Source organism: Salinirubellus litoreus (genome assembly GCF_037335815.1).
Taxonomy (GTDB): domain Archaea; phylum Halobacteriota; class Halobacteria; order Halobacteriales; family Haloarculaceae; genus Salinirubellus; species Salinirubellus litoreus.
This window is the reverse complement of record NZ_CP147841.1, coordinates 2,135,409-2,152,623: the sequence shown is the minus strand read 5'-3', so window position 1 is coordinate 2,152,623 and position 17,215 is coordinate 2,135,409. Positions and strand designations below refer to the sequence as shown.

At 68.3% G+C, this 17,215-nt stretch carries 19 protein-coding genes and 2 tRNA genes; 7 read left to right on the top strand and 14 right to left on the bottom strand.

All coding sequences use genetic code 11. The features are described from left to right. Positions 1-13: 13 nt before the first annotated feature. Together WDJ58_RS10570 and WDJ58_RS10565 are read right to left on the bottom strand one after the other, a co-directional pair. The gene (locus WDJ58_RS10570; protein WP_338917666.1) at positions 14-907 is read right to left on the bottom strand and encodes a prenyltransferase; all 894 of its coding nucleotides are present in this window, start codon (positions 905-907) and stop codon (positions 14-16) included. 16 nt (positions 908-923) lie between these two features. Then, on the bottom strand, positions 924-2,480 hold the full coding sequence (locus tag WDJ58_RS10565) for a phytoene desaturase family protein (protein WP_338917665.1): 1,557 nt from the start codon (positions 2,478-2,480) through the stop codon (positions 924-926). Between the two features lie 239 nt (positions 2,481-2,719). Between WDJ58_RS10565 and WDJ58_RS10560 the strand changes: the two genes are divergently transcribed. From WDJ58_RS10560 to WDJ58_RS10550, 3 genes are all read left to right on the top strand, one after another. Further along, positions 2,720-3,439 (top strand): fumarylacetoacetate hydrolase family protein, encoded by a 720-nt coding sequence (locus WDJ58_RS10560; RefSeq protein ID WP_338917664.1) that lies wholly within the window; start codon positions 2,720-2,722, stop codon positions 3,437-3,439. Between the two features lie 69 nt (positions 3,440-3,508). Continuing rightward, positions 3,509-3,880 carry an ArsR/SmtB family transcription factor gene (locus WDJ58_RS10555; RefSeq protein WP_380660659.1) on the top strand — a complete coding sequence of 124 codons (372 nt, stop codon included), beginning with the start codon at positions 3,509-3,511 and terminating at the stop codon, positions 3,878-3,880. Positions 3,881-4,003: 123 nt separating this feature from the next. After that, positions 4,004-4,294 (top strand): DUF7521 family protein, encoded by a 291-nt coding sequence (locus WDJ58_RS10550; RefSeq protein WP_338917662.1) that lies wholly within the window; start codon positions 4,004-4,006, stop codon positions 4,292-4,294. 955 nt (positions 4,295-5,249) lie between these two features. Here WDJ58_RS10550 and WDJ58_RS10545 read toward each other — a convergent pair. From WDJ58_RS10545 to WDJ58_RS10520, 6 genes are all read right to left on the bottom strand, one after another. Beyond that, positions 5,250-5,320, bottom strand: a tRNA-Pro gene (locus tag WDJ58_RS10545). A gap of 67 nt (positions 5,321-5,387) precedes the next feature. Further along, a complete protein-coding gene (locus WDJ58_RS10540) occupies positions 5,388-6,260 on the bottom strand; it encodes an RNA-guided pseudouridylation complex pseudouridine synthase subunit Cbf5 (RefSeq protein WP_338917661.1) in 873 nt (290 codons plus the stop codon). 31 nt (positions 6,261-6,291) lie between these two features. Then, positions 6,292-6,870 carry a (d)CMP kinase gene (gene cmk, locus WDJ58_RS10535; RefSeq protein WP_338917660.1) on the bottom strand — a complete coding sequence of 193 codons (579 nt, stop codon included), beginning with the start codon at positions 6,868-6,870 and terminating at the stop codon, positions 6,292-6,294. 98 nt (positions 6,871-6,968) lie between these two features. Continuing rightward, complete coding sequence (locus WDJ58_RS10530) at positions 6,969-8,723, bottom strand: alkaline phosphatase D family protein (protein ID WP_338917659.1); 1,755 nt, start codon at positions 8,721-8,723, stop codon at positions 6,969-6,971. 43 nt (positions 8,724-8,766) lie between these two features. After that, a complete protein-coding gene (locus tag WDJ58_RS10525) occupies positions 8,767-9,375 on the bottom strand; it encodes a class I SAM-dependent methyltransferase (RefSeq protein WP_338917658.1) in 609 nt (202 codons plus the stop codon). A gap of 224 nt (positions 9,376-9,599) precedes the next feature. Then, a tRNA-His gene (locus WDJ58_RS10520) sits at positions 9,600-9,671 on the bottom strand. A gap of 138 nt (positions 9,672-9,809) precedes the next feature. Here WDJ58_RS10520 and WDJ58_RS10515 point away from each other — a divergent pair. Beyond that, entirely contained in the window at positions 9,810-10,262 is a 453-nt protein-coding gene (locus tag WDJ58_RS10515; RefSeq protein ID WP_338917657.1) for a DUF5814 domain-containing protein, read from the top strand. A gap of 390 nt (positions 10,263-10,652) precedes the next feature. Here the strand turns inward: WDJ58_RS10515 and WDJ58_RS10510 are convergent, their stop codons facing one another. The 4 genes from WDJ58_RS10510 to WDJ58_RS10495 form a co-directional block, all read right to left on the bottom strand. Beyond that, entirely contained in the window at positions 10,653-11,066 is a 414-nt protein-coding gene (locus WDJ58_RS10510) for a ribbon-helix-helix protein, CopG family (RefSeq protein WP_338917656.1), read from the bottom strand. 129 nt (positions 11,067-11,195) lie between these two features. Continuing rightward, complete coding sequence (locus WDJ58_RS10505) at positions 11,196-11,825, bottom strand: RPA family protein (RefSeq protein ID WP_338917655.1); 630 nt, start codon at positions 11,823-11,825, stop codon at positions 11,196-11,198. Position 11,826: 1 nt separating this feature from the next. After that, a complete protein-coding gene (locus WDJ58_RS10500) occupies positions 11,827-12,762 on the bottom strand; it encodes a replication factor A (RefSeq protein WP_338917654.1) in 936 nt (311 codons plus the stop codon). Positions 12,763-12,926: 164 nt separating this feature from the next. Further along, on the bottom strand, positions 12,927-13,784 hold the full coding sequence (locus WDJ58_RS10495; protein ID WP_338917653.1) for an alpha/beta fold hydrolase: 858 nt from the start codon (positions 13,782-13,784) through the stop codon (positions 12,927-12,929). Positions 13,785-13,904: 120 nt separating this feature from the next. Between WDJ58_RS10495 and WDJ58_RS10490 the strand changes: the two genes are divergently transcribed. Further along, positions 13,905-14,189, top strand: coding sequence for a DUF7091 family protein (locus WDJ58_RS10490; RefSeq protein WP_338917652.1), 285 nt, complete (start codon positions 13,905-13,907; stop codon positions 14,187-14,189). Between the two features lie 508 nt (positions 14,190-14,697). Here the strand turns inward: WDJ58_RS10490 and mce are convergent. Beyond that, positions 14,698-15,081: a methylmalonyl-CoA epimerase gene (gene mce / locus WDJ58_RS10485; RefSeq protein ID WP_338917651.1), complete on the bottom strand. Its 384-nt coding sequence runs from the start codon at positions 15,079-15,081 to the stop codon at positions 14,698-14,700. A gap of 124 nt (positions 15,082-15,205) precedes the next feature. After that, positions 15,206-15,343, bottom strand: coding sequence for a hypothetical protein (locus WDJ58_RS10480; RefSeq protein WP_338917650.1), 138 nt, complete (start codon positions 15,341-15,343; stop codon positions 15,206-15,208). Between the two features lie 113 nt (positions 15,344-15,456). Between WDJ58_RS10480 and WDJ58_RS10475 the strand changes: the two genes are divergently transcribed. Together WDJ58_RS10475 and WDJ58_RS10470 are read left to right on the top strand one after the other, a co-directional pair. Next, positions 15,457-16,479 carry a mannose-1-phosphate guanylyltransferase gene (locus WDJ58_RS10475; protein WP_338917649.1) on the top strand — a complete coding sequence of 341 codons (1,023 nt, stop codon included), beginning with the start codon at positions 15,457-15,459 and terminating at the stop codon, positions 16,477-16,479. A 57-nt stretch (positions 16,480-16,536) separates the two neighbouring features. Beyond that, positions 16,537-17,136: a GNAT family N-acetyltransferase gene (locus tag WDJ58_RS10470; protein ID WP_338917648.1), complete on the top strand. Its 600-nt coding sequence runs from the start codon at positions 16,537-16,539 to the stop codon at positions 17,134-17,136. The last annotated feature ends 79 nt before the right edge of the window (positions 17,137-17,215 follow it).

Below are 17,215 nucleotides of genomic sequence, written 5' to 3'. Positions count from 1 at the left end.
ACGGTAATCACGATCAGCCATACAGGAGCACCCACAGCCCCGCCAGCGTGATCGTCATCCCGGCGAGCGTGTTCACGAAGGGATACCACCAGTAGGCGTCGTCGACGTCGACGTCCGAGCGGACGATACCGAACACCAGGAGCGGGTAGACCAGCAGGACGGCGGTGAAGAAGGGGTGGACGGCGAGGAAGACGGCGGCGGCGAGCAGCCAGACCGCCGCGCAGTAGCGGTACGTACTGGCCTCGCCGAGTTCGGTCGCCGTCGTCCGGATCCCGGCCTCGCGGTCCGGTTCGATGTCGGGGATGGCCGAGAACGTGTGCATCCCCATCGCCCAGAGCCAGCCGCCGGCGATAGCACCCAGCGGCGGGAGCGAGCCGGCGACGGCCGCGAACGCGATCACCGCGGGCAGGACGTAGAGCCCGTTCGAGATCGAGTCGAGGAACGGGGTCGTCTTGAACCGCAGGGGCGGGGCCGAGTACTCCGTCGCCAGGAAGAGGTAGATGAGGGTGGCAGAGGCGGCACCGTACTGGCCCCGCAGGGCGAAGAACGGGACGAACGCGAGCCCCGCGAGCCCCGAGAGGACGACGGCGGCGAGCACGGTTTGGGAACCGTCGTAGCGGACCTCGCGGCCCTCCTTCTTCGGGTTCTCGGCGTCGACGTCGCGGTCGAAGACGTCGTTGATACCGTAGAGGTAGACGTTGGCGGGGAGGAGGAAGTAGCCGAACAGGACGAGCGCGAGCGGGGAGAACAGCTCCGCCGGCGAACGGGCGGCGAACGTCACGCCGACGACGACGGGACCGGCGAGGTAGAGCCAGAACCGCGGTCGGGAGAGCCGCAGGAGGTACCCCACGAGGGTCTCCTCGGAGGGGAGCACGCGGTCGAGCGGGACGACGTCGGTGAGGCTCATCGGCGGGTGGCGAGGATCACGAAGCGTCCTCGATCACGGCGTCGGCGGTGTGCTGGCCGGCGATGAGACACATCGGCACGCCGATCCCGGGGGTGGTGTAGGACCCGGTGAAGTAGAGTCCGGGGACCTCCTTCGAGCGCCGCTCGGGGCGCAGGAGCGCCGTCTGTCGCAGGGTGTGGGCCATCCCGAGCGCCGTCCCGCGCATCGAGTGGTAGCGCGCGGCGAAGTCCGAGACCGAGAAGGACTCCTCGAGGACGATCCGGTCCCGGAGGTCGACGCCCGTGTGCTCGGCGACGTCCGCGAGTATCTTCCCGCGGTAGGCCTCACGCGTCGCGGGGGAGTCCTCCAGCCCGGGCGCGATGGGGACGAGCACGAACAGGTTCGAGTGACCCTCGGGCGCGACGGTGTCGTCGGTCTTCGAGGGGACACAGAGGTAGTACGCGGGGTCGTCGGGCCAGGCCGGCCGGTCGAAGATCTCCTCGAAGTGCGGGTCCCAGTCCGTGGGGAGGACGAGCGTGTGGTGGGCGAGGGCCTCGACGTCACCCTCGACGCCGAGGTAGAGCAGGAACGCCGACGGCGCGTAGGTTCGGGACTCCCAGTAGGACTCGTCGTACCCCCGGAGATGTTCGGGGAGTAGCTCCTGCTCGGTGTGGGCGTAGTCGGCGTCGCTCACGACGCGGTCGACGCGGAGCCGGTCGCCCGTCTCGGTGTGGACGCCGCCGTCCGCGGCCGCCGCGACCGACTCCGGGGCCGCGACGCCGGCGGCCGTCGCGGCGAGTTCGAGTTCGAACCCCCGTCTTCGAGTGATGATCTCGGTCACCTCGGCGTTCGTCCGGTACTCGACGCCGAGTTCGGAACCGAGTTCGACCAGCCCGTCGACCACCGCGCCGATGCCACCCTCCGGGTAGTAGACGCCGAGGTTGAAGTCGACGTGGCTCATCATGTTGTAGAGCGCGGGGGTGTTCTTCGGCGAGCCGCCCAGGAACACCAGCGTGTACTGCATGATCTGCTGGAGCTTCGGGCTCTCGAAGTAGCCCGAGACGTAGTCGTCCATCGTCCCCAGGAGTGTGAGCCCGATGGGTGCCGCCCGCATCACGTCGAGGTCGACCCAGTCCCGGAGCCGGGGCCGGTCCTCGTAGACGAACTGGTTCATCGCCACCTCGTAGTGCTCCTCGGAGGTGTCGAGGTACTCCCGGAGCGCCTCGCCCGCGCCCGGTTCGTAGGACTCGAACGTCTCGACGTTCGTCTCGACGTCCGGCGTCACGTCGATCCGATCGCCGTCCTTGAAGAAGATCCGGTAGTGAGGATCGAGGCGCTGGAGGGTGTAGTAGTCCTCCGGCGCGCGGTCGAAGTGTGAGAAGAACCGCTCGAACACGTCGGGCATCAGGTACCAGGAGGGCCCCATGTCGAAGCGGAACCCGTCGCGCTGGAGGCGGGAAGCCCGTCCCCCGAGCTGCTCGTTCTTCTCCAGGACGGTCACGTCCGCACCGGCGTCGGCGAGGTAGCAAGCGGTCGAGAGCCCCCCGAACCCGCCGCCGATGACGGCGACCGACGTGCCGTCGAGTGGTTCCATACCTCCGGTAGGTGCGGCAGGATACTAAACGGAACGGTATAGTAGCGGTTGGACGCTTTACTCACGGACGGGGGGACCGTCCCCGTCCGGCGTGTGTCATCGGTTCCAAACGCTACTATAGGCGACCTCGGTCGGCGGTCGGGGAGTCCAATCGGAATCGGAGGCCGGTCCGCCCGCGAGTGGCGCATCCGGTCGACGGGAAGGGACAGAGGTAAGCCCCACCCGGGCGGGGCCCGCGTATGAAGGTCGCACGGATCGAGACCCCGGAGGGTGACGTACTGGAGGGTCGATACGACGAGGGCGTCGTCGAGACGGACGTGGGGACGTTCGATACGGCCACCGAGGAGGTGGACCTGCTGGTGCCGTGCGAACCGTCGGCGCTCTACTGCGTCGGCCGCAACTACGGCGAGACCGTCGAACAGATGGGCTACGAGATCCCCGACGAGCCGAGCTTCTTCATCAAGCCCCCGACGTCGATGCTCGCCCACGGCGAGCCCATCGAGTACCCCTCGTTCACCGAGGAGCTCACCTACGCCGGGGAGCTCGCGGCGGTGATCGGTCGGACCTGCCACGACATCGAGGAGGAGGAGGTCGACGAGTACGTCCGGGGGTACACCGTACTGAACGACGTCGACGCGCTCGACCAGCAGGGGATCACCGAACGCAAGGCGTTCGACGGGTCGGCACCCCTCGGCCCGTGTATCGACACCGAAGTCGACCCCGCGGACGTCGAGATGGAGACGTACGTCGCCGGCGAGCGCCGGCAGTCCGACACGACCGCGAGCACGTTCTTCGGGCCACGAGAGATCGTCTCGTACCTCTCGAAGCGGTTCACCTTCCGGCGAAACGACGTGATCTCGTTCGGGAGCCCGGCCAATCCCGGACTCCTCGAACCCGGCGACGAGGTCGAGATCACCTACGAGGGCGTCGGGACGCTGCGGAACACGGTCGCCGAGTGACGCGGGCACCCCGCGCCCGACGTTCGCGGGTGCGTTTCAGGATTCGATGACGTGGGTAACTGCTTTATGATGCCCTCTGAACCAGCGTCCGTGGCAGGAGAGCGTACCATCGAGGAGGTACTGAACACCATCGGCGACGAGCACGCACGGACCGTGCTCGCCGCCATCAGCCGGGAGCCCCGGTCGGCGAAGGAGCTCTCGGAGGAGGTGGGGTTCTCGCTCCCGACGATCTACCGGCGTCTCGAACTCCTTGAGGAACACGACCTCATCAAACAGCGGACCGCCATCGCCGACGACGGCAACCACTTCAAGATATACGAATGTAACTTCGACAGCACCGTCATCACCCTGAAGAACGACGAGTACCAGGTCCGCATCTACCGCCGGGAGAATCTCCCCGACCGCTTCTCACAGCTCTGGGACGAACTGGGTGCGGAATGACCTCCCCGCGCGGTCGGATGCGCGAGCCGAACCCGGGCCGCGCCGCCGCCCGGAATCGGACGAAAACGGCTCCCGAGTCGCCGCTGAGAGTTTTATACCCTTGCAGTAAGTGATGAACCAATAATGGTCGACTTCGTACAGATGGCGCTGATGTTCCTGCGACTGGTGCTGTTCGGCCTGTCGCTCGGGCTCACCGTCATCAGCTTCCAGGCGTACAGCCAGAAGGGATCCGAGCGACTCCAGTCCGCGTTCATCGGCTTCGCGTTCGTGAGCATGGGCGTCGCCGTCACCAACCTCACGACACAGTTGAGCGTGGGCGGGCAGGCCGGGGGGAGCCTCGTCTACTTCCAGATGGCGGAGACCGTCCCGTTCATCATCGGCTTCGCCATGATCTACGTCTCGCTCTACCGGTAGCGGCACACCGATCGCCCCGCGACCGAGTCCTCCCCGACAGGAACACACCTACCCGGGGAGCGAAGGCGTTCCGACCGTCGGATCCCGTCTGACCACCCGAACGACGTCGTTCGCCACTTCCTCGACCCGGCCCGCCCTTACCACGTCGTGAGCGTTCGTGTCGTTTCGTCGATATCATTCGCGGCGTCCGCTCCGTCCCGTTCGACGCTACAGTCACGGCTCTGCGGACGATCGTAGTCACCGAGGCGTGGGGTGGCGGATCCCCGGTTTCCGCGCAGTCGGGCGGGATCGCGGCACGTGAGGTTCCTGAGCCGCTCACCTGCCGCGCCCGGACCCGACGACCGCACCCCGTGGCACGGTCGGGAGACGTCAATGGGGGTTGGGGGGAGAGGACGTCTCCACGGGAGAATGTGTATATCCGACGTATATACCTTTCGTAATACATATATTCGATACATGTGTGACTGGTTCAAGTATCGTCGCCCTGGAACTACCGGCGGAGCGGTAGACCGAGCGCAGCACGGCGTAGACGTGGGTACAGCGGAGCCGGGTCGGGGCTTCCGATCCGGGGAGTGACGCCAGGGATCCCGGCTGGCGACCGGAGGTGACCGGCGGCTACGACTCCACCCGTTCCGGAGCACAGGCACGGCGACGAACGAGGCCGCGTCCCGACTCTCGAACTCCGAGACGGAGTTGACCGGCACGAACAGTGGGGTGTCATCCGAATGCGACTCCCCAGCGCTTCGACCCCCTCGCTCCTCTCACGCTCGGTTCGCCTGTAGGTATACCGAGGTGCTCCCCGATCGTGAGCGTGAGCCCGCCCTCCCACCACCCACCCCGATCGGAGTTACGGACAGAGTGACTATCAGCACCGCTCTTCGGTTCGGAGCACCGGTTTCGAGAGCGGGACTGTCGAGACACGACCTCGTCGTGTCTCGAGAACCCGAACGAGTTACGGGACCGCCGAGAATCGAACTCGGTTCCTGCGGACCCCATCCGCAGAGGATACCACTACCCCACGGTCCCTGGCGTCCGAGAGGATGGCCGTCCCCGAATTAAGGGTGTCGCTTCGTTCCAGCGAGATCCGCGAGACTCAGACCAGTACCCGCTCCAGATCGACGACCGTTCCCGACTCCGCGTCGGGATCGCCCACGAGAGTCCCGATACAGACCGCCGCGCCGTCGGGCGTGTAGCAGGCGACCAGCGACCCCCGGTCGGCGTCCGCGAGGTCGGTGTCGAGGATCCCGGGCGCGTACACCGGCGCGCCGTGGGCGATCTCGGTAGCCGCGCTCGGCGCGACGGTCAGCGACGGGAGGCCCTCGAGGGCGCGCTCGGCCGGGTCGACCGCCTCGCGGAGCCAGGAGTCGTCGCCGTCCTCGCGCTGGAACGCGAGGGCGTCCGCGAGGTCGTGGAGCGTCACGAGGTCGGTGTCGTCGAACCTTCCCGTGCCGACGCGTCGGAGGTGGCCCATGTGCGCGCCGGTCCCGAGCGCGAGTCCGACGTCGTGACAGAGCTTGCGGATGTAGGTGCCCGCCTCGCACTCGACCCGCAGAAGCGCCTTCCGTTTCTCTACCTCGAGGACGTCGAGCGCGTGGATCGTGCGGGTGCGGAGCCGTCTCCGGACGGCGGACTTCCGGGGCGGTTTCTGGTAGATCTCCCCCTCGAACGCGGCGACGGTCCCCTCCAGATCGGCCGGAGCGGGACCGTGGAGTTCGAGCACCGCGACGTACGCCTTGCGCGAGTCGTCGAACACCTGGGCGGCGCGGGTCGCGTCCCCGAGGAGGATGGGTAGGCATCCCGTGACCTTGGGGTCGAGGGTGCCGGCGTGGGCGGCCCGGTCGACGCCGGCGAGGTCGCGGACCCAGGCGGCGACCTGGTGGGCGGAGGGGCCGGGGGGCTTGTCGAGGTTGACGACGCCGAAGGAGAGCAGGTCGGCCGGCGACCGCTCGGTTGGGGGCCCGCGCATGGATGTGATGTAGGTGAGTAGTCGAGAGGGTTCAGGAGAAGTCGTACTCGACCTCGACCGGCGTCTTGCCCTCGTCGCCCTCGGGGTCGTACGCCCGGAGGATCGTGGCGACGGCCTCGACCACCCCGTCGGGGTCGAGCCGGGCGGTGTTGAGCACGAGGTCGTAGATGGAGAGCTCCTCGATGTCGATCCCGTAGTACTCGCGGTAGCGCTTGGCCTCGCTCGTGGCGCGGGCCTGGGTCTCCTCGCGCGCACGGTCGATGGGCTTGTCCTCCCGGTCGGCGATGCGCCGGGCGCGGATCTCGAGCGGGGCGTCGAGCCACACCCTGAAGTCGGCGTGCTCGCCGGCCATCCAGCCCGCGAGACGCGACTCGAGGATCAGGTCGTCCCCGGTCGCGGCGGTCTCGCGCAGGCGACGGTCGAGGTCGCGGTCGATCGCCTCGTCCTCCTCGGCCTGTCGGTTGAGTTCGAGCGGCGTGAGCCCACGCTCGTCGGCGAGGTCGCGGAAGATGTCGCCCCCGCTGACGTGGTCGTACCCGAGGGTCTCGGCGAGCGCCGCCGCGGCGGTGCTCTTCCCGGAACCCGCGGGTCCGGAGATGGTGACCAACATGCGTCCACTCCGTCTCTCCGGTAGAAAGAGGTTGTCCTTCGGGCTAGCAGGGAACCCGGCGGGGCCGCGGCCACTCCCGGGACGGGATTGCCGCGTCGCTACGAGCGGTACTCGTCGGTGATCTCTTCCAGTTCGTGTTCGTCCTCGGGGACCCGGTAGGCGACGAGGGCCTCCCGCTCGGCTTCGGCGGAGTCGACGGCGTAGCCGACGTAGGTGCAGTCCTGGGGGGTGAACTCCACGACCGAGTAGCCCCAGTGGTGGCTGTCGAAGAACTCGATGTGGGGGTTCATCGCGGGGACGAGCCACGAGAGGAGCGGTTCGGTGAGACGCCGTCGCCAGCCGCGGGTGAGGTGGAGCGCCTCGGCGACGTTCAGCGAGGTGACCGCGGGTGTCATGAACTCGACGCCGATCCGCTCGCCCTGGGCGACGCCCTCGCCGCCGGAGACCCGCCCCGGGTAGGAGTCCTGCTGGTAGGCCGCGACGTAGCAGTGCATGTCGCCCGTGAGCGTGACGAAGTTCTCGACGCCCGCGGTCGCGACGGCCTCGGTTATCTTCTGTCGCTCGCGGGTGTAGCCGTCCCAGCCCCCCTGGACCGGGTAGAGCGAGAGGGGTCCGCTCCCGAGCCTGAGCGGGACGGTCAGCACCTCGTCGGCCCAGACCGTCCAGGTCGTCTTCGAGCCGGTGATGGTGTCGACGAGCCACTCGCGCTGGTCGGCCCCGAGCATCGTCCGGCCGATGGGTTCGTACTGCGGGCCGACGTTGTCGGGGGTCGGGATCGCCTCTCTCGGTGGATCGCGGAACAGCCGCTCGTCGGTCATCGCCAGGGTGAGGAGGTCGCCGAACTCGAACGAGCGCCAGATGTGGAACCGCTCCTGGAGCGACTCGCCGCGCGGGTCGTACTGGACGCGGGCGGGCATGTACTCCCACCAGGCGTGCATCGCGTCGGCGATCAGGTGGGTCATGAACTCCGGGTCGTCGCCCCGCGGGTGGTCGCCCGCCGGCGCGTCCGTCCGGTAGTCCCAGTAGACGTCGTTGACCAACTCGTGGTCGTCCCAGCCCGCGATGAGCGTGTGTGATTCGAGCGCCTCCTGGAGGAACTCGTCGGAGCGGTACTGCCGGTAGATGTACCGGTAGTCCTCCAGGTCCTGCACCCGGTCGCGCCCGTTCGGGAGTTCCATCCCCCGGCCGGGGTAGTCGTAGGAGCCGAGCCCCGTGAACTCGCCCGCGGCAGACTCGTAGATGAAGTCCCCCACGTGGACGAGGAAGTCGACGTCCTCCTCGGCGACGTGGTGGTAGGCACCGTAGTAGCCGTTCTGGTAGTCCTGACAGGCGAGAACGGCGAACCGGACCGAGCCGGGCGGCGTCCCGGGGGCTGGGAGGGTCCGACAGCGCCCGACCCGGGAGGCCACGCCGTCGTGGACGAACCGGTAGTAGTACTCGGTCCCGGGGTCGAGGTGACCGTCGAGGTCGACGTTCACCGTGTGGTCGTGGGCCCGGATCGCTTCGGCGTCCTCGACGACACCCTCGTAGACGGTCTCCTCGAACCCCTCGTCGACGGCGACGCGCACGCCGAGGGGCTCGTCCGGGGCGAACGCCGCGGGATCGATCCGTGTCCAGAGGATGACGCTCTCGGGGGTGGGGCCGCCGCTGGCGACCGACTGCGGGAAGGTATTGCGAGGATCGGCGTCGGGGTCGAACGCGAAGACCTCCCGTCCCTCCGCGTCCGTCGCGCGAGCCGGCTCGACCGCCAGCGAGAGGTCGTGTGAGTCCAGCTCCGAGAGCAGTCCCCCGTGGTCGTCGACGTGTCGTGACGGTTCGTCGCCCCCGCCGAGGTCGGCCCGCCGCCCAGTCATCGGCGACCCGTCTCCCCGTGGAGCGATGGTGGTTTCGGCCCGCCTACTCGACCGTGGGGTAGGACTGGCGGGTCCCCGTCGTCTTCCGCGCGACGACACGCGCATTCGGTGCCAGGCCACCGTCGTCCCGCACGTCATTCGTCTCCTGGTAGTGTATGACTGTGAGGTCGAGACAGGCGTGGAGGAGTTCGTTCGACGCGAACCGGTAGCGGTCGCTGCTCGGGCCCGCGGCGGCCTCGTCGGTCGAGCGCAGGTGGTGCTCGACGTAGAGCACGCCACCCGGAGCGAGCGCCTCCTTGATGTCGGGGAACCGGTCGACTGCCCGGTAGTAGCTGATCGTGATCACGTCGTACGTCCCCTCGGGGAAGGCGTGGTTCGGAACGTCGGTCTGTATCCACTCCATCCGGTCAGCGACACCCCGCTCCCTCGCGTTCTCGCGGGCGATCCGGAGCCCCTCGCGCGAGCGGTCGACGGCGTCGACCTCGTACCCCCGTTCGGCGAGAAAGACCGCGTTGCGTCCCGTGCCGGTGGCGACGTCGAGCGCTCGACCCTCCGGGAACGTCCCGACGTATCGCTTCAGGACCTCCGAGGGATCGGGATCCTGCGGGTACTCGCCCTCCCGAAAGCGTTCGTCCCAGGCCCAGGTGGTCATGGAGGGTAGTGAGTCGCTCGCCTCAAAGCGTCGGCGGTGTCGGGGCGCACGAGAAGCCGGAGCGACCCGTCCCGAGAACGGCGATACGCTCCCCGGAGCGAAGGGTGGTGAAGCGCGAACTGGACACCGGATCGGACGGTCGGCTCGTTCGTCGGTCGCTTTGACCGACGGGATTCGAACTCCCCTGGCGATTTTATTTCGCCTACTCCTCTAGGAGTAAGGAAGTCCGGGTGCGAGAATCGAACCCGCGTCTCAGCCTCCACAAGGCTGAAGGATAACCATTACCCCAACCCGGACACGCTGTCTGTTGGCTCGCACCTCCACGTAGCCCGGAGATGCCCAAATACGTTACGACATTCGCGCCCCGTGGGGCGGACGACACGAGCCCGGGCGAGTGAACACGCTTTTCCTCTACGGGCCGCTACCGTGAGGCAGTGGCGATCACGGACAAGATCTACGTCAAGAACCACCGGCAGCTCGCCTCCCAGCTCGAGACGCGCTTTCCCAAGAGCGCGTTCTCCGGCGCGACGCTCGACCTGCTGTTCCAGGGGGAGAACATCGCGAAGCTGGACGAGGCCAGTCAGGAGCGGGTGCTCGACTTCGCCACGGACTTCCTCGACTGTGACTGTCAGTCGAACCCCCACTGCGGCCACCCCGAGCGAAAGTTCGTGCGGTACCTGCTCGACCTCCGCGAGCGGGGGCTCGGCCCGGACGCCATCGTCGACGCGATGGGCGCGGACTACATGCTGTACGCCTACCCCGGCGACGTGCTCTCCTTCCTCGACGACGCCGTACGGACCCTGGAGGCCACGGAGGAGCTCGCCGACGTCGACGGACGCGAGGAGGCGGCACGGGAGGCGAGGGAGGCACGACGGCGGCTGACGTAGCTCGGACTCGGGCTCGTGTCCCGGTCGAGAACGTCGGTCAGCAGCGCGCTGGCCCGTCGCGGTCGCATACCGAGGATAGCGTGCTATCGGCCGGCGGCCGATCCAGGGATCGGGGGTACCCGTTCCCGTCGTCCCGGCGGGCGAACGACCGGTTCGAGGCCTACGGAGGTCTACGACTCGTCCTGATCGATCTCGTGTCCACAGAGCGAACACACGCCCTCGTCGGCGACTTCGAACTCGCAGTTCGGGCACCGGCGTCGGGTGTCGTCCATGGCCACGATAGGCGAGTTCGTGTAATAAAGGCGGGCAGGCGTTCACGTTTCCGAGTCCACCCCGGATCGCGCAGTCGGGACTACCGATAGCGGACGGGGCGCTCGACGGGTGGTCCGGTCAGCCGAGCCTGAACGGCTGGTCCTCGGCCTCCTCCTCGTCGAGGTCCTCGAGCATGATGACCTCCTCGTCCTCCTGCTCCTCGAGGCGCTGTGAGAGCTTGGTGACGTAGCGCTTGTACTCGTCGAGCTGCTCGCGCAGGTGTTCGGCCTCGAGTTCGAGCCGCTCGTGCTCGCGGATGAACGACTTGGGCACCTCGACCTTCGGCGGGAACGACTCCGGCCCGGAGGAGCTCGACTCGTCGACCTCGTGCTCCGGAACGACGCGGACCTGGCCGTCGTGGGCGACGAGCATGTCCACGTAGTCGCGGAAGACCGCCGAGAGCGAGATGTCGCGCTCCTCCGCGATCTCCCGCAGGGTCTCGAAGGCGTCCTCGTTGACCCTGAAGGAGATGGTCTTGTTCTTGTTGCCCATGCTACGTGGGACTCCTCGCCAGGGCTACTTAATCGTTCGTCAGACGATCAGCCTCTGAGCGGTAGGATCACGAACCGAGCGTGGAGGGTGTGTCGGGGGCCCGCGGCCGCTACGCCCGGTTCACCCGACTCAGTCGGCGTCGATCGCGTCGGGTTCCGGCTCCGCCGATTCGCCGTCCTCGAGGCTCTCGAGCGCCTCGACGGCGCGATCGCGGTAGGTCTCCACGGGGAGGTCGTAGCGCTCGCGGGCCATCGCGGCGTACTCGTTTGCCTCGTCGTCGAACGCCTCGATGCGGTCGAGGGTGCGCTCTGCCGTCTCGACCACCCAGCGGTCGCGGGTGTCGGCGTCGACGACCGTGATCGACTCCGGACGGAGCGAGACGAGTACCTCGCCCTCCTCGGCGTCGTCGGGCTCGTACGTGCGGGGCTTGCCGACGATGGCGACGTACGCCGGCGGTTCGAGGTCGCGCAGCATCGCCGCCGCGTCGGGCTGGTACTGCCCGGCGTAGACGAAGAACGTCCCCGTCGGGTCGACGACGCGGCCGCGCCAGTACTCCGAATCCTCGCCGATGTCCTCCTTCTCGGTGAGCGTGCCGACGACGAAGGTCCGGTTGGCACGTGCGCCCGTCGGCAGCAGCAGGTAGATCGGTGCCCGCTCGTCGTCGGACTCCTTGAACGTGTAGCCGGCGTCGTTGAACTCGCTCGCGAACACTCGCCGGGCGACCTTCCGCGTGGGGATGGCGTTTGCGTTGGAACTCATCTCAGATCGACCTCGCTCGGATCAGCGTCGCTTCGGCATCGACCGGCCCGGCCAGCTCTTCGACCTCGTCCGCGAGGACGTAGCGGCCGAACTCCGGCCCCGTAACCCGGTAGTAGCGTCCCAGTACCGTCCCGCGCATCTCGTCGGCCACGACGGTCGTGTCGAGCGCGTCCATGGCCATCTCCTTGGCCTCCGCGAGCGAGATGCCCGTCAGCCCCTCGGTGGCCTCCTCGCCGAAGATGACCTCGTGGATCGAGTCACCGTCGTCGAGGACGCCCTTGATCCGGAGGTCGAACTCGCCCTCGACCTCGCCGTGCTCCGAACACCGGCCGTTCTGGAGGACGCGGGTGCAGTCCTCCTCGGGACAGCGCTTGATCAGGCCGCTGCCGGACTGGATGTCGACGAGCGCGCCCGTCACCTCGGTCGCGTTGTCGCCGACCTCGATCTCCTCGTCGAGTTCGGTGATGGAGGTCGTCCGGTTGAGTTTGACCGAGTAACGGCCCTCGTACTCGTCGGTGACGACGTTCCCGAGGGCGTACACCTTCCCCTCCTCGAGTTCGGGGAGTTCGCTGGTCTCGAACGCGACGAACTTCACGGTGCCCGACTCGTCGCCGAGCAGGCCCACCTGGGCGATGCTCTCCGAGCGGGGCTCCCAGAGGTCGACGACCTTCGCCCGGACGTCGATCCACTGCTCGTCCTGGTCGATGGTGCCGACCTCGACGGTCTCGTTGCCGCCGCGACCGCCGAGCTCCTCGCGGTCCATTCCGGCCTTCTCGAGGTACGTGCTCTCGACGCTACGGGTCGCCTCGTCGAGGGGGACCCGGTACTCGTTGACCAGGGTGTCCAGTCGCTCCTCGATCTCCTCTACCGTGAGCCCGTCCACCTTCTCGGCGAACTGCTCGTGTATCTCCGCCGCGTGGTCTCGCAGGTCAGTCATGGTTTGCTCGCCTCCGCGTGGTATCAGTGGGAGGCGTACGACGGTTGGTTCGCTATGGTATTTAAGGATACGGTAGCTCGGCGAAAGTGAACGGCTACGGGCCGAAAGAGTGGCTGCCACGGGCGACAGAGCGCCCGAGCGGACACTTCCGGAAGCACCGCGGCCTACCGTTCGAACAGCTCCCGGATCGGTTCGACCTGCTCGGGGACGTTCAGCGAGGGCGCGTGTCCGCTGTCGACCACGACCGTCTCGATCTCGGGGCGGCGCTCGCGCATCTCCTCGAACGTCTCGTCGGCGAGGATATCGGACCGCTCGCCCTTCAGGACGAGCGTCGGGACGTCGATGGCCGCCCACGCCGCCCAGGGGTCCGCCTCGATCTCCTCGGTCAGGAGCGGTTCGACCACGCGCGGGTCGTACGCGGGCGCGAAACCGCCGTTCGCCGTCCGGCGTGCCGAGCCGACGGTGAAGACCCGCCACTCGTCGTCGGTCATCGCGCTGAACGTCGAGTAGGTCTCCCGGTAGTAGGCCTCGAGTTCGGTGAGCCGATCGAACGCCGGGGGGTCGGTGAGGTAGTCGACGAGACGGTCGATCCCCTCGCGTGCGTCCTCGTCGTCGGCCGGCGCGGGTCCGACGTCGTTCATCACGAGGTGGGTGATCCGATCTTCGAGGGGGCCGGCGGCGAGTCCCATCCCGAGCTGGCCGCCCATCGACGTCCCCACGTAGCGGGCCGCCTCGATGCCGAGCTCGTCGAAGAACCCCACCAGGGTCCCGGCGAGTCGTGAACCGGCGTACCACTCCCCGGCCGCCCCCTCGGGAGCCCACTCCGAGAGCCCCCGGCCCTGGACGTCGGGACAGAGGACCCGGTAGTCCTCGCGGAGTTCGCGGGCCAGCGGGTCGAAGTCACGCCCGACCCTCGAGAGGCCGTGGACGCAGACCACCGGCGGATCCGACGGATCGCCCCACGCCGAGTAGTGCAGTTCCACGCCGTCGACCGTCACGAACTCGTCCGTCCGTCGTGTCATGGGGTCCCGTCTCCCGAGACGGGCAAAACGGAAGCGGTCCGTCGCGATGGCGGGATCCCGTGAGCGTGCCACGGCCTCGTGGAGCGACGGCCATTTGTGGCTCCCGTTCCTGATACCGGTATGGGCAACCGCCGCCGCCTGAAGTGGCTCCTCCGCTCGAAGGTCCGGTCGGCCGGCCGGCAGTTCGAGGAGGCCCGGCGGGCCTACCGGGACGCCCGGGACGAAGCGCGGCTCGACCTCCCGCGCGACGCGGAGGGGCGGGCCCGCATCGTCTGTCGACGCTACGCCGAGCGTCGCGCCGTCGAACTCGACGAGGACCTCCGGCCGGACTGTTTCGACCCCGACTCGGTCGACTGTCGGGGCTGTCTCGAGGACGTCCGGGAGGGCGTCGTGGAGACGTGGTGAGACCATCTTTTTCTTCGTCGGGATGACTCGTTCGCGCCTCCGGCGCTCACTACGTCACCCACTCTCTGCTCACGGGCGGCGGAGCCGCCCGTTCGCACGGCCAGCGGGACGGCTGAGCCGTCCCGCTCGGCTCGAAAAACATGGGTGAAAAGCCGCTCGTGAGCGCCGCAGACGTTCACTTCTGGGTGCCGGGCTAGCTCTACCCCGACTGCCGAGCGCCGAGGGTTCGTAGCCGCTCTCTCGACCAGTAGGTATCCCGTATCGACGGTCCCGCGAATCCGCGAAGCCGAACCGGTCCCGTGGATCCATCCGGCGGACCTCGCACCGGCCACAAGATTCTTGTTACGTCACACCATACCACGGACCGACGGAGGTGATGGCACAGTCTACCGATCAGTAGGAGGACAGCCGGAACGCGGAGTACCGCCACCGAACTGATTCTGCGAACCCGTTCGTATCACAAGCGTCCCGCTACGAGTCGGCGAGGCGTGGCGGCGTACGTCGACGTCTACTCCTGGAAGAACTCCACGAGGACGCCGCCGGTCGAGTCGGGGTCGAGGAAGGCGATGTCGTGGCCCCACGCGCCCTCGCGGGGCTCCTCGTCGATCAGGTCGACGCCGAGGCCGCGGGCGTGATCCATGGCCGCGGGGAGGTCCTCGGTCTCGAAGCCGAGATGGTGGAACCCGGGACCGTGTTCGCTGACGTACTGTCCGATGTCGCTCTCGGGATCGACGGGTTCGAGGAACTCCAGGTAGTTGTCACCCACCTCGACGAACACGAAGTGGATGCCACCACTCTCCTCGTGGACGACCCGGGCGTCCAGCAGGTCGACGTACAGCCCGGCGAGTTCGTCGGCGTCCTCCGTCGCGATCCCGGTGTGGTCGAGTCGCATGCCCGGGGGAACACGACACGGGCGGATAAAGCCCGGTCACGGGACCGTCCGGCTCGCGGTCGGCGGCCCGGGGCGCTACTGTCGCCCCGCGAGACCCCGAAATCAGACGCCCAAAGCGCTGGAGCTACGCGCTCAGTAACCCGACGAGCACCAGGAGGACGAACGTCGCCACGAACAGGAGGACCCCCGCCAGGAACAGGAGGCGGACCGCCCGCGGGGAGACGGTGAGGTCGGGAACCATCGGGAGGCTGTTCTGGTCCATACTCGGACACGGCCGACGACCGTCAGGATCGGGCTGTCGGTCACCGACGGCCTCCCGGGTCGAGTGGTGAGGAATCCGCGAGGCTTTCGGTCGTCCACCACGACCCGACGTGCATGACAGTCGTCGCCGTCGTCCTCGCCGGCGGGACCGGGACCCGCCTCTACCCGGCGAGTTCGAGAGAGACGCCCAAGCAGTTCCGTTCCGTGGGTCCGGGCGAGGGGTCGCTGCTGAGCCGAACGGTCCGGCGGGCCGAGCGGTTCGCCGACAGCGTGGTCGTCCTCACACGGGCGGCCCACGCGGACCGGGTACCCGAGCACGCCTCCGACGCGGAGGTCCTCGTCGAACCGGAACCGAAGGACACCGGCCCGGCGCTGACCTACGCCGCACACGAACTCCACGATCGATACGACGACCCCGTCCTCGTCTGTCTCCCCTCGGACGCCCACGTCGGCGACGACGCCGCGTTCGCCGCGGACGTCGAGCGGGCGATCGGCCTCGCCCGTGGTCGCGGCGGGCTGGTCACCCTGGGAGTCGAGCCGACTTACGCCGCGACCGGCTACGGCTACCTGAAGCCGGGCGAGGCCGTCGAGACGGCCGACGGCGGGGAGGGGTACGTCGTCGAGCGGTTCGTCGAGAAGCCCGACGCGGGGGCGGCCGCGCGCTACCGCGAACACGGCTACCTCTGGAACGCGGGGACGTTCGTCTGGACGCCCGGGGAGTTCCTCGCGGCGGCCCGCGACTCCGCGCTCGCGCCGCTGGTCGACGCGCTCGAATCCGGGCACCGGGAGCCCTTCGAGGTGGTGGAGGCGGTGAGCGTCGACCACGGCGTCCTCGAAGGAGCCGAGGACGTCCTCGTCGTCCCCACGGACGTCGAGTGGGACGATCTCGGGACGTGGGACGCCCTCGAACGGGTCCTGCCGGCCGACGAGGACGGGAACGTCGTCGACGGGAACGCCCTCGCGCTCGACGCGGAGGGGTGCGTGCTCGCGACCGACGCGGACTCGCACGTCTCGGTCGTGGGCGTCTCGGATCTCGTGGTCGCCGTCCACGACGACCGGGTGCTCGTGGTCCCCAGGAACGAGGCCGAACGGGTCCGGGAGGTGTTCGCCGAGCTCGAAGAGCGCGACGAGCTGTAGACGGCCCCGGAGACCGGCGTCGGTAGAGTGACGATCACCCGGGGCGACCGCCGGGTCATGGATCTCGAACCCGTCACGCTCGAAGGGGAGTACGTTCGGCTGGAGCCGCTGTCGATCGAGGACCACCTCGTGGACCTCCAGGAGGCGGGGGCACACCCCGAGATCTTCCGGTGGTTCTCGAGGGACTGGTCGTCGCCGGAAGCGATCCGCGAGTTCGTCGAGGCGGCGCTCGACGCCCGGGAACGGCGAGAGGCGCTCCCGTTCGCGACCGTCCTGCGGGAGACCGACGAGGCGATCGGCTCGACGCGGTTCGGCAACGTCGCCCCGGAGCACCGGCGCGTCGAGATCGGGTGGACGTGGCTCACGCCGGCCCAGCAGCGGACGCCGGCCAACACCGAGGCCAAGTATCTCATGTTTACACACGCGTTCGAGGAGTGGGACTGCGCCCGCGTCGAACTGAAGACGGACTCGCGGAACCGGCGGTCGAGGGAGGCCATCCTGCGCATCGGCGCGACCGAGGAGGGGACGCTCCGGCGGCACATGCAGACCCACCAGGGCCCCCGGGACACGGTCTACTTCAGCGTCCTCGACGAGGAGTGGCCGTCGGTGAAGCGCGACCTCGAGACGAAGCTCGCCCGGTCGTACTCCGGTGAATAGACCGCACCAGGGCGGACCCGACACCACCGGATCGGCCGGAATCCCGGCGACGGGTGCGTCTCGATAGCTTTTACCGCCG

Bases quoted from the DNA above. Each gene is read 5' to 3' on its own strand.
- WDJ58_RS10570 (WP_338917666.1), bottom strand. From the start codon at position 907: ATGAGCCTCACCGACGTCGTCCCGCTCGACCGCGTGCTCCCCTCCGAG.
- WDJ58_RS10565 (WP_338917665.1), bottom strand. From the start codon at position 2,480: ATGGAACCACTCGACGGCACGTCGGTCGCCGTCATCGGCGGCGGGTTC.
- WDJ58_RS10560 (WP_338917664.1), top strand. From the start codon at position 2,720: ATGAAGGTCGCACGGATCGAGACCCCGGAGGGTGACGTACTGGAGGGT.
- WDJ58_RS10555 (WP_380660659.1), top strand. From the start codon at position 3,509: ATGCCCTCTGAACCAGCGTCCGTGGCAGGAGAGCGTACCATCGAGGAG.
- WDJ58_RS10550 (WP_338917662.1), top strand. From the start codon at position 4,004: ATGGTCGACTTCGTACAGATGGCGCTGATGTTCCTGCGACTGGTGCTG.
- WDJ58_RS10540 (WP_338917661.1), bottom strand. From the start codon at position 6,260: ATGCGCGGGCCCCCAACCGAGCGGTCGCCGGCCGACCTGCTCTCCTTC.
- cmk (WP_338917660.1), bottom strand. From the start codon at position 6,870: ATGTTGGTCACCATCTCCGGACCCGCGGGTTCCGGGAAGAGCACCGCC.
- WDJ58_RS10530 (WP_338917659.1), bottom strand. From the start codon at position 8,723: ATGACTGGGCGGCGGGCCGACCTCGGCGGGGGCGACGAACCGTCACGA.
- WDJ58_RS10525 (WP_338917658.1), bottom strand. From the start codon at position 9,375: ATGACCACCTGGGCCTGGGACGAACGCTTTCGGGAGGGCGAGTACCCG.
- WDJ58_RS10510 (WP_338917656.1), bottom strand. From the start codon at position 11,066: ATGGGCAACAAGAACAAGACCATCTCCTTCAGGGTCAACGAGGACGCC.
- WDJ58_RS10505 (WP_338917655.1), bottom strand. From the start codon at position 11,825: ATGAGTTCCAACGCAAACGCCATCCCCACGCGGAAGGTCGCCCGGCGA.
- WDJ58_RS10500 (WP_338917654.1), bottom strand. From the start codon at position 12,762: ATGACTGACCTGCGAGACCACGCGGCGGAGATACACGAGCAGTTCGCC.
- WDJ58_RS10495 (WP_338917653.1), bottom strand. From the start codon at position 13,784: ATGACACGACGGACGGACGAGTTCGTGACGGTCGACGGCGTGGAACTG.
- WDJ58_RS10490 (WP_338917652.1), top strand. From the start codon at position 13,905: ATGGGCAACCGCCGCCGCCTGAAGTGGCTCCTCCGCTCGAAGGTCCGG.
- mce (WP_338917651.1), bottom strand. From the start codon at position 15,081: ATGCGACTCGACCACACCGGGATCGCGACGGAGGACGCCGACGAACTC.
- WDJ58_RS10480 (WP_338917650.1), bottom strand. From the start codon at position 15,343: ATGGACCAGAACAGCCTCCCGATGGTTCCCGACCTCACCGTCTCCCCG.
- WDJ58_RS10475 (WP_338917649.1), top strand. From the start codon at position 15,457: ATGACAGTCGTCGCCGTCGTCCTCGCCGGCGGGACCGGGACCCGCCTC.
- WDJ58_RS10470 (WP_338917648.1), top strand. From the start codon at position 16,537: ATGGATCTCGAACCCGTCACGCTCGAAGGGGAGTACGTTCGGCTGGAG.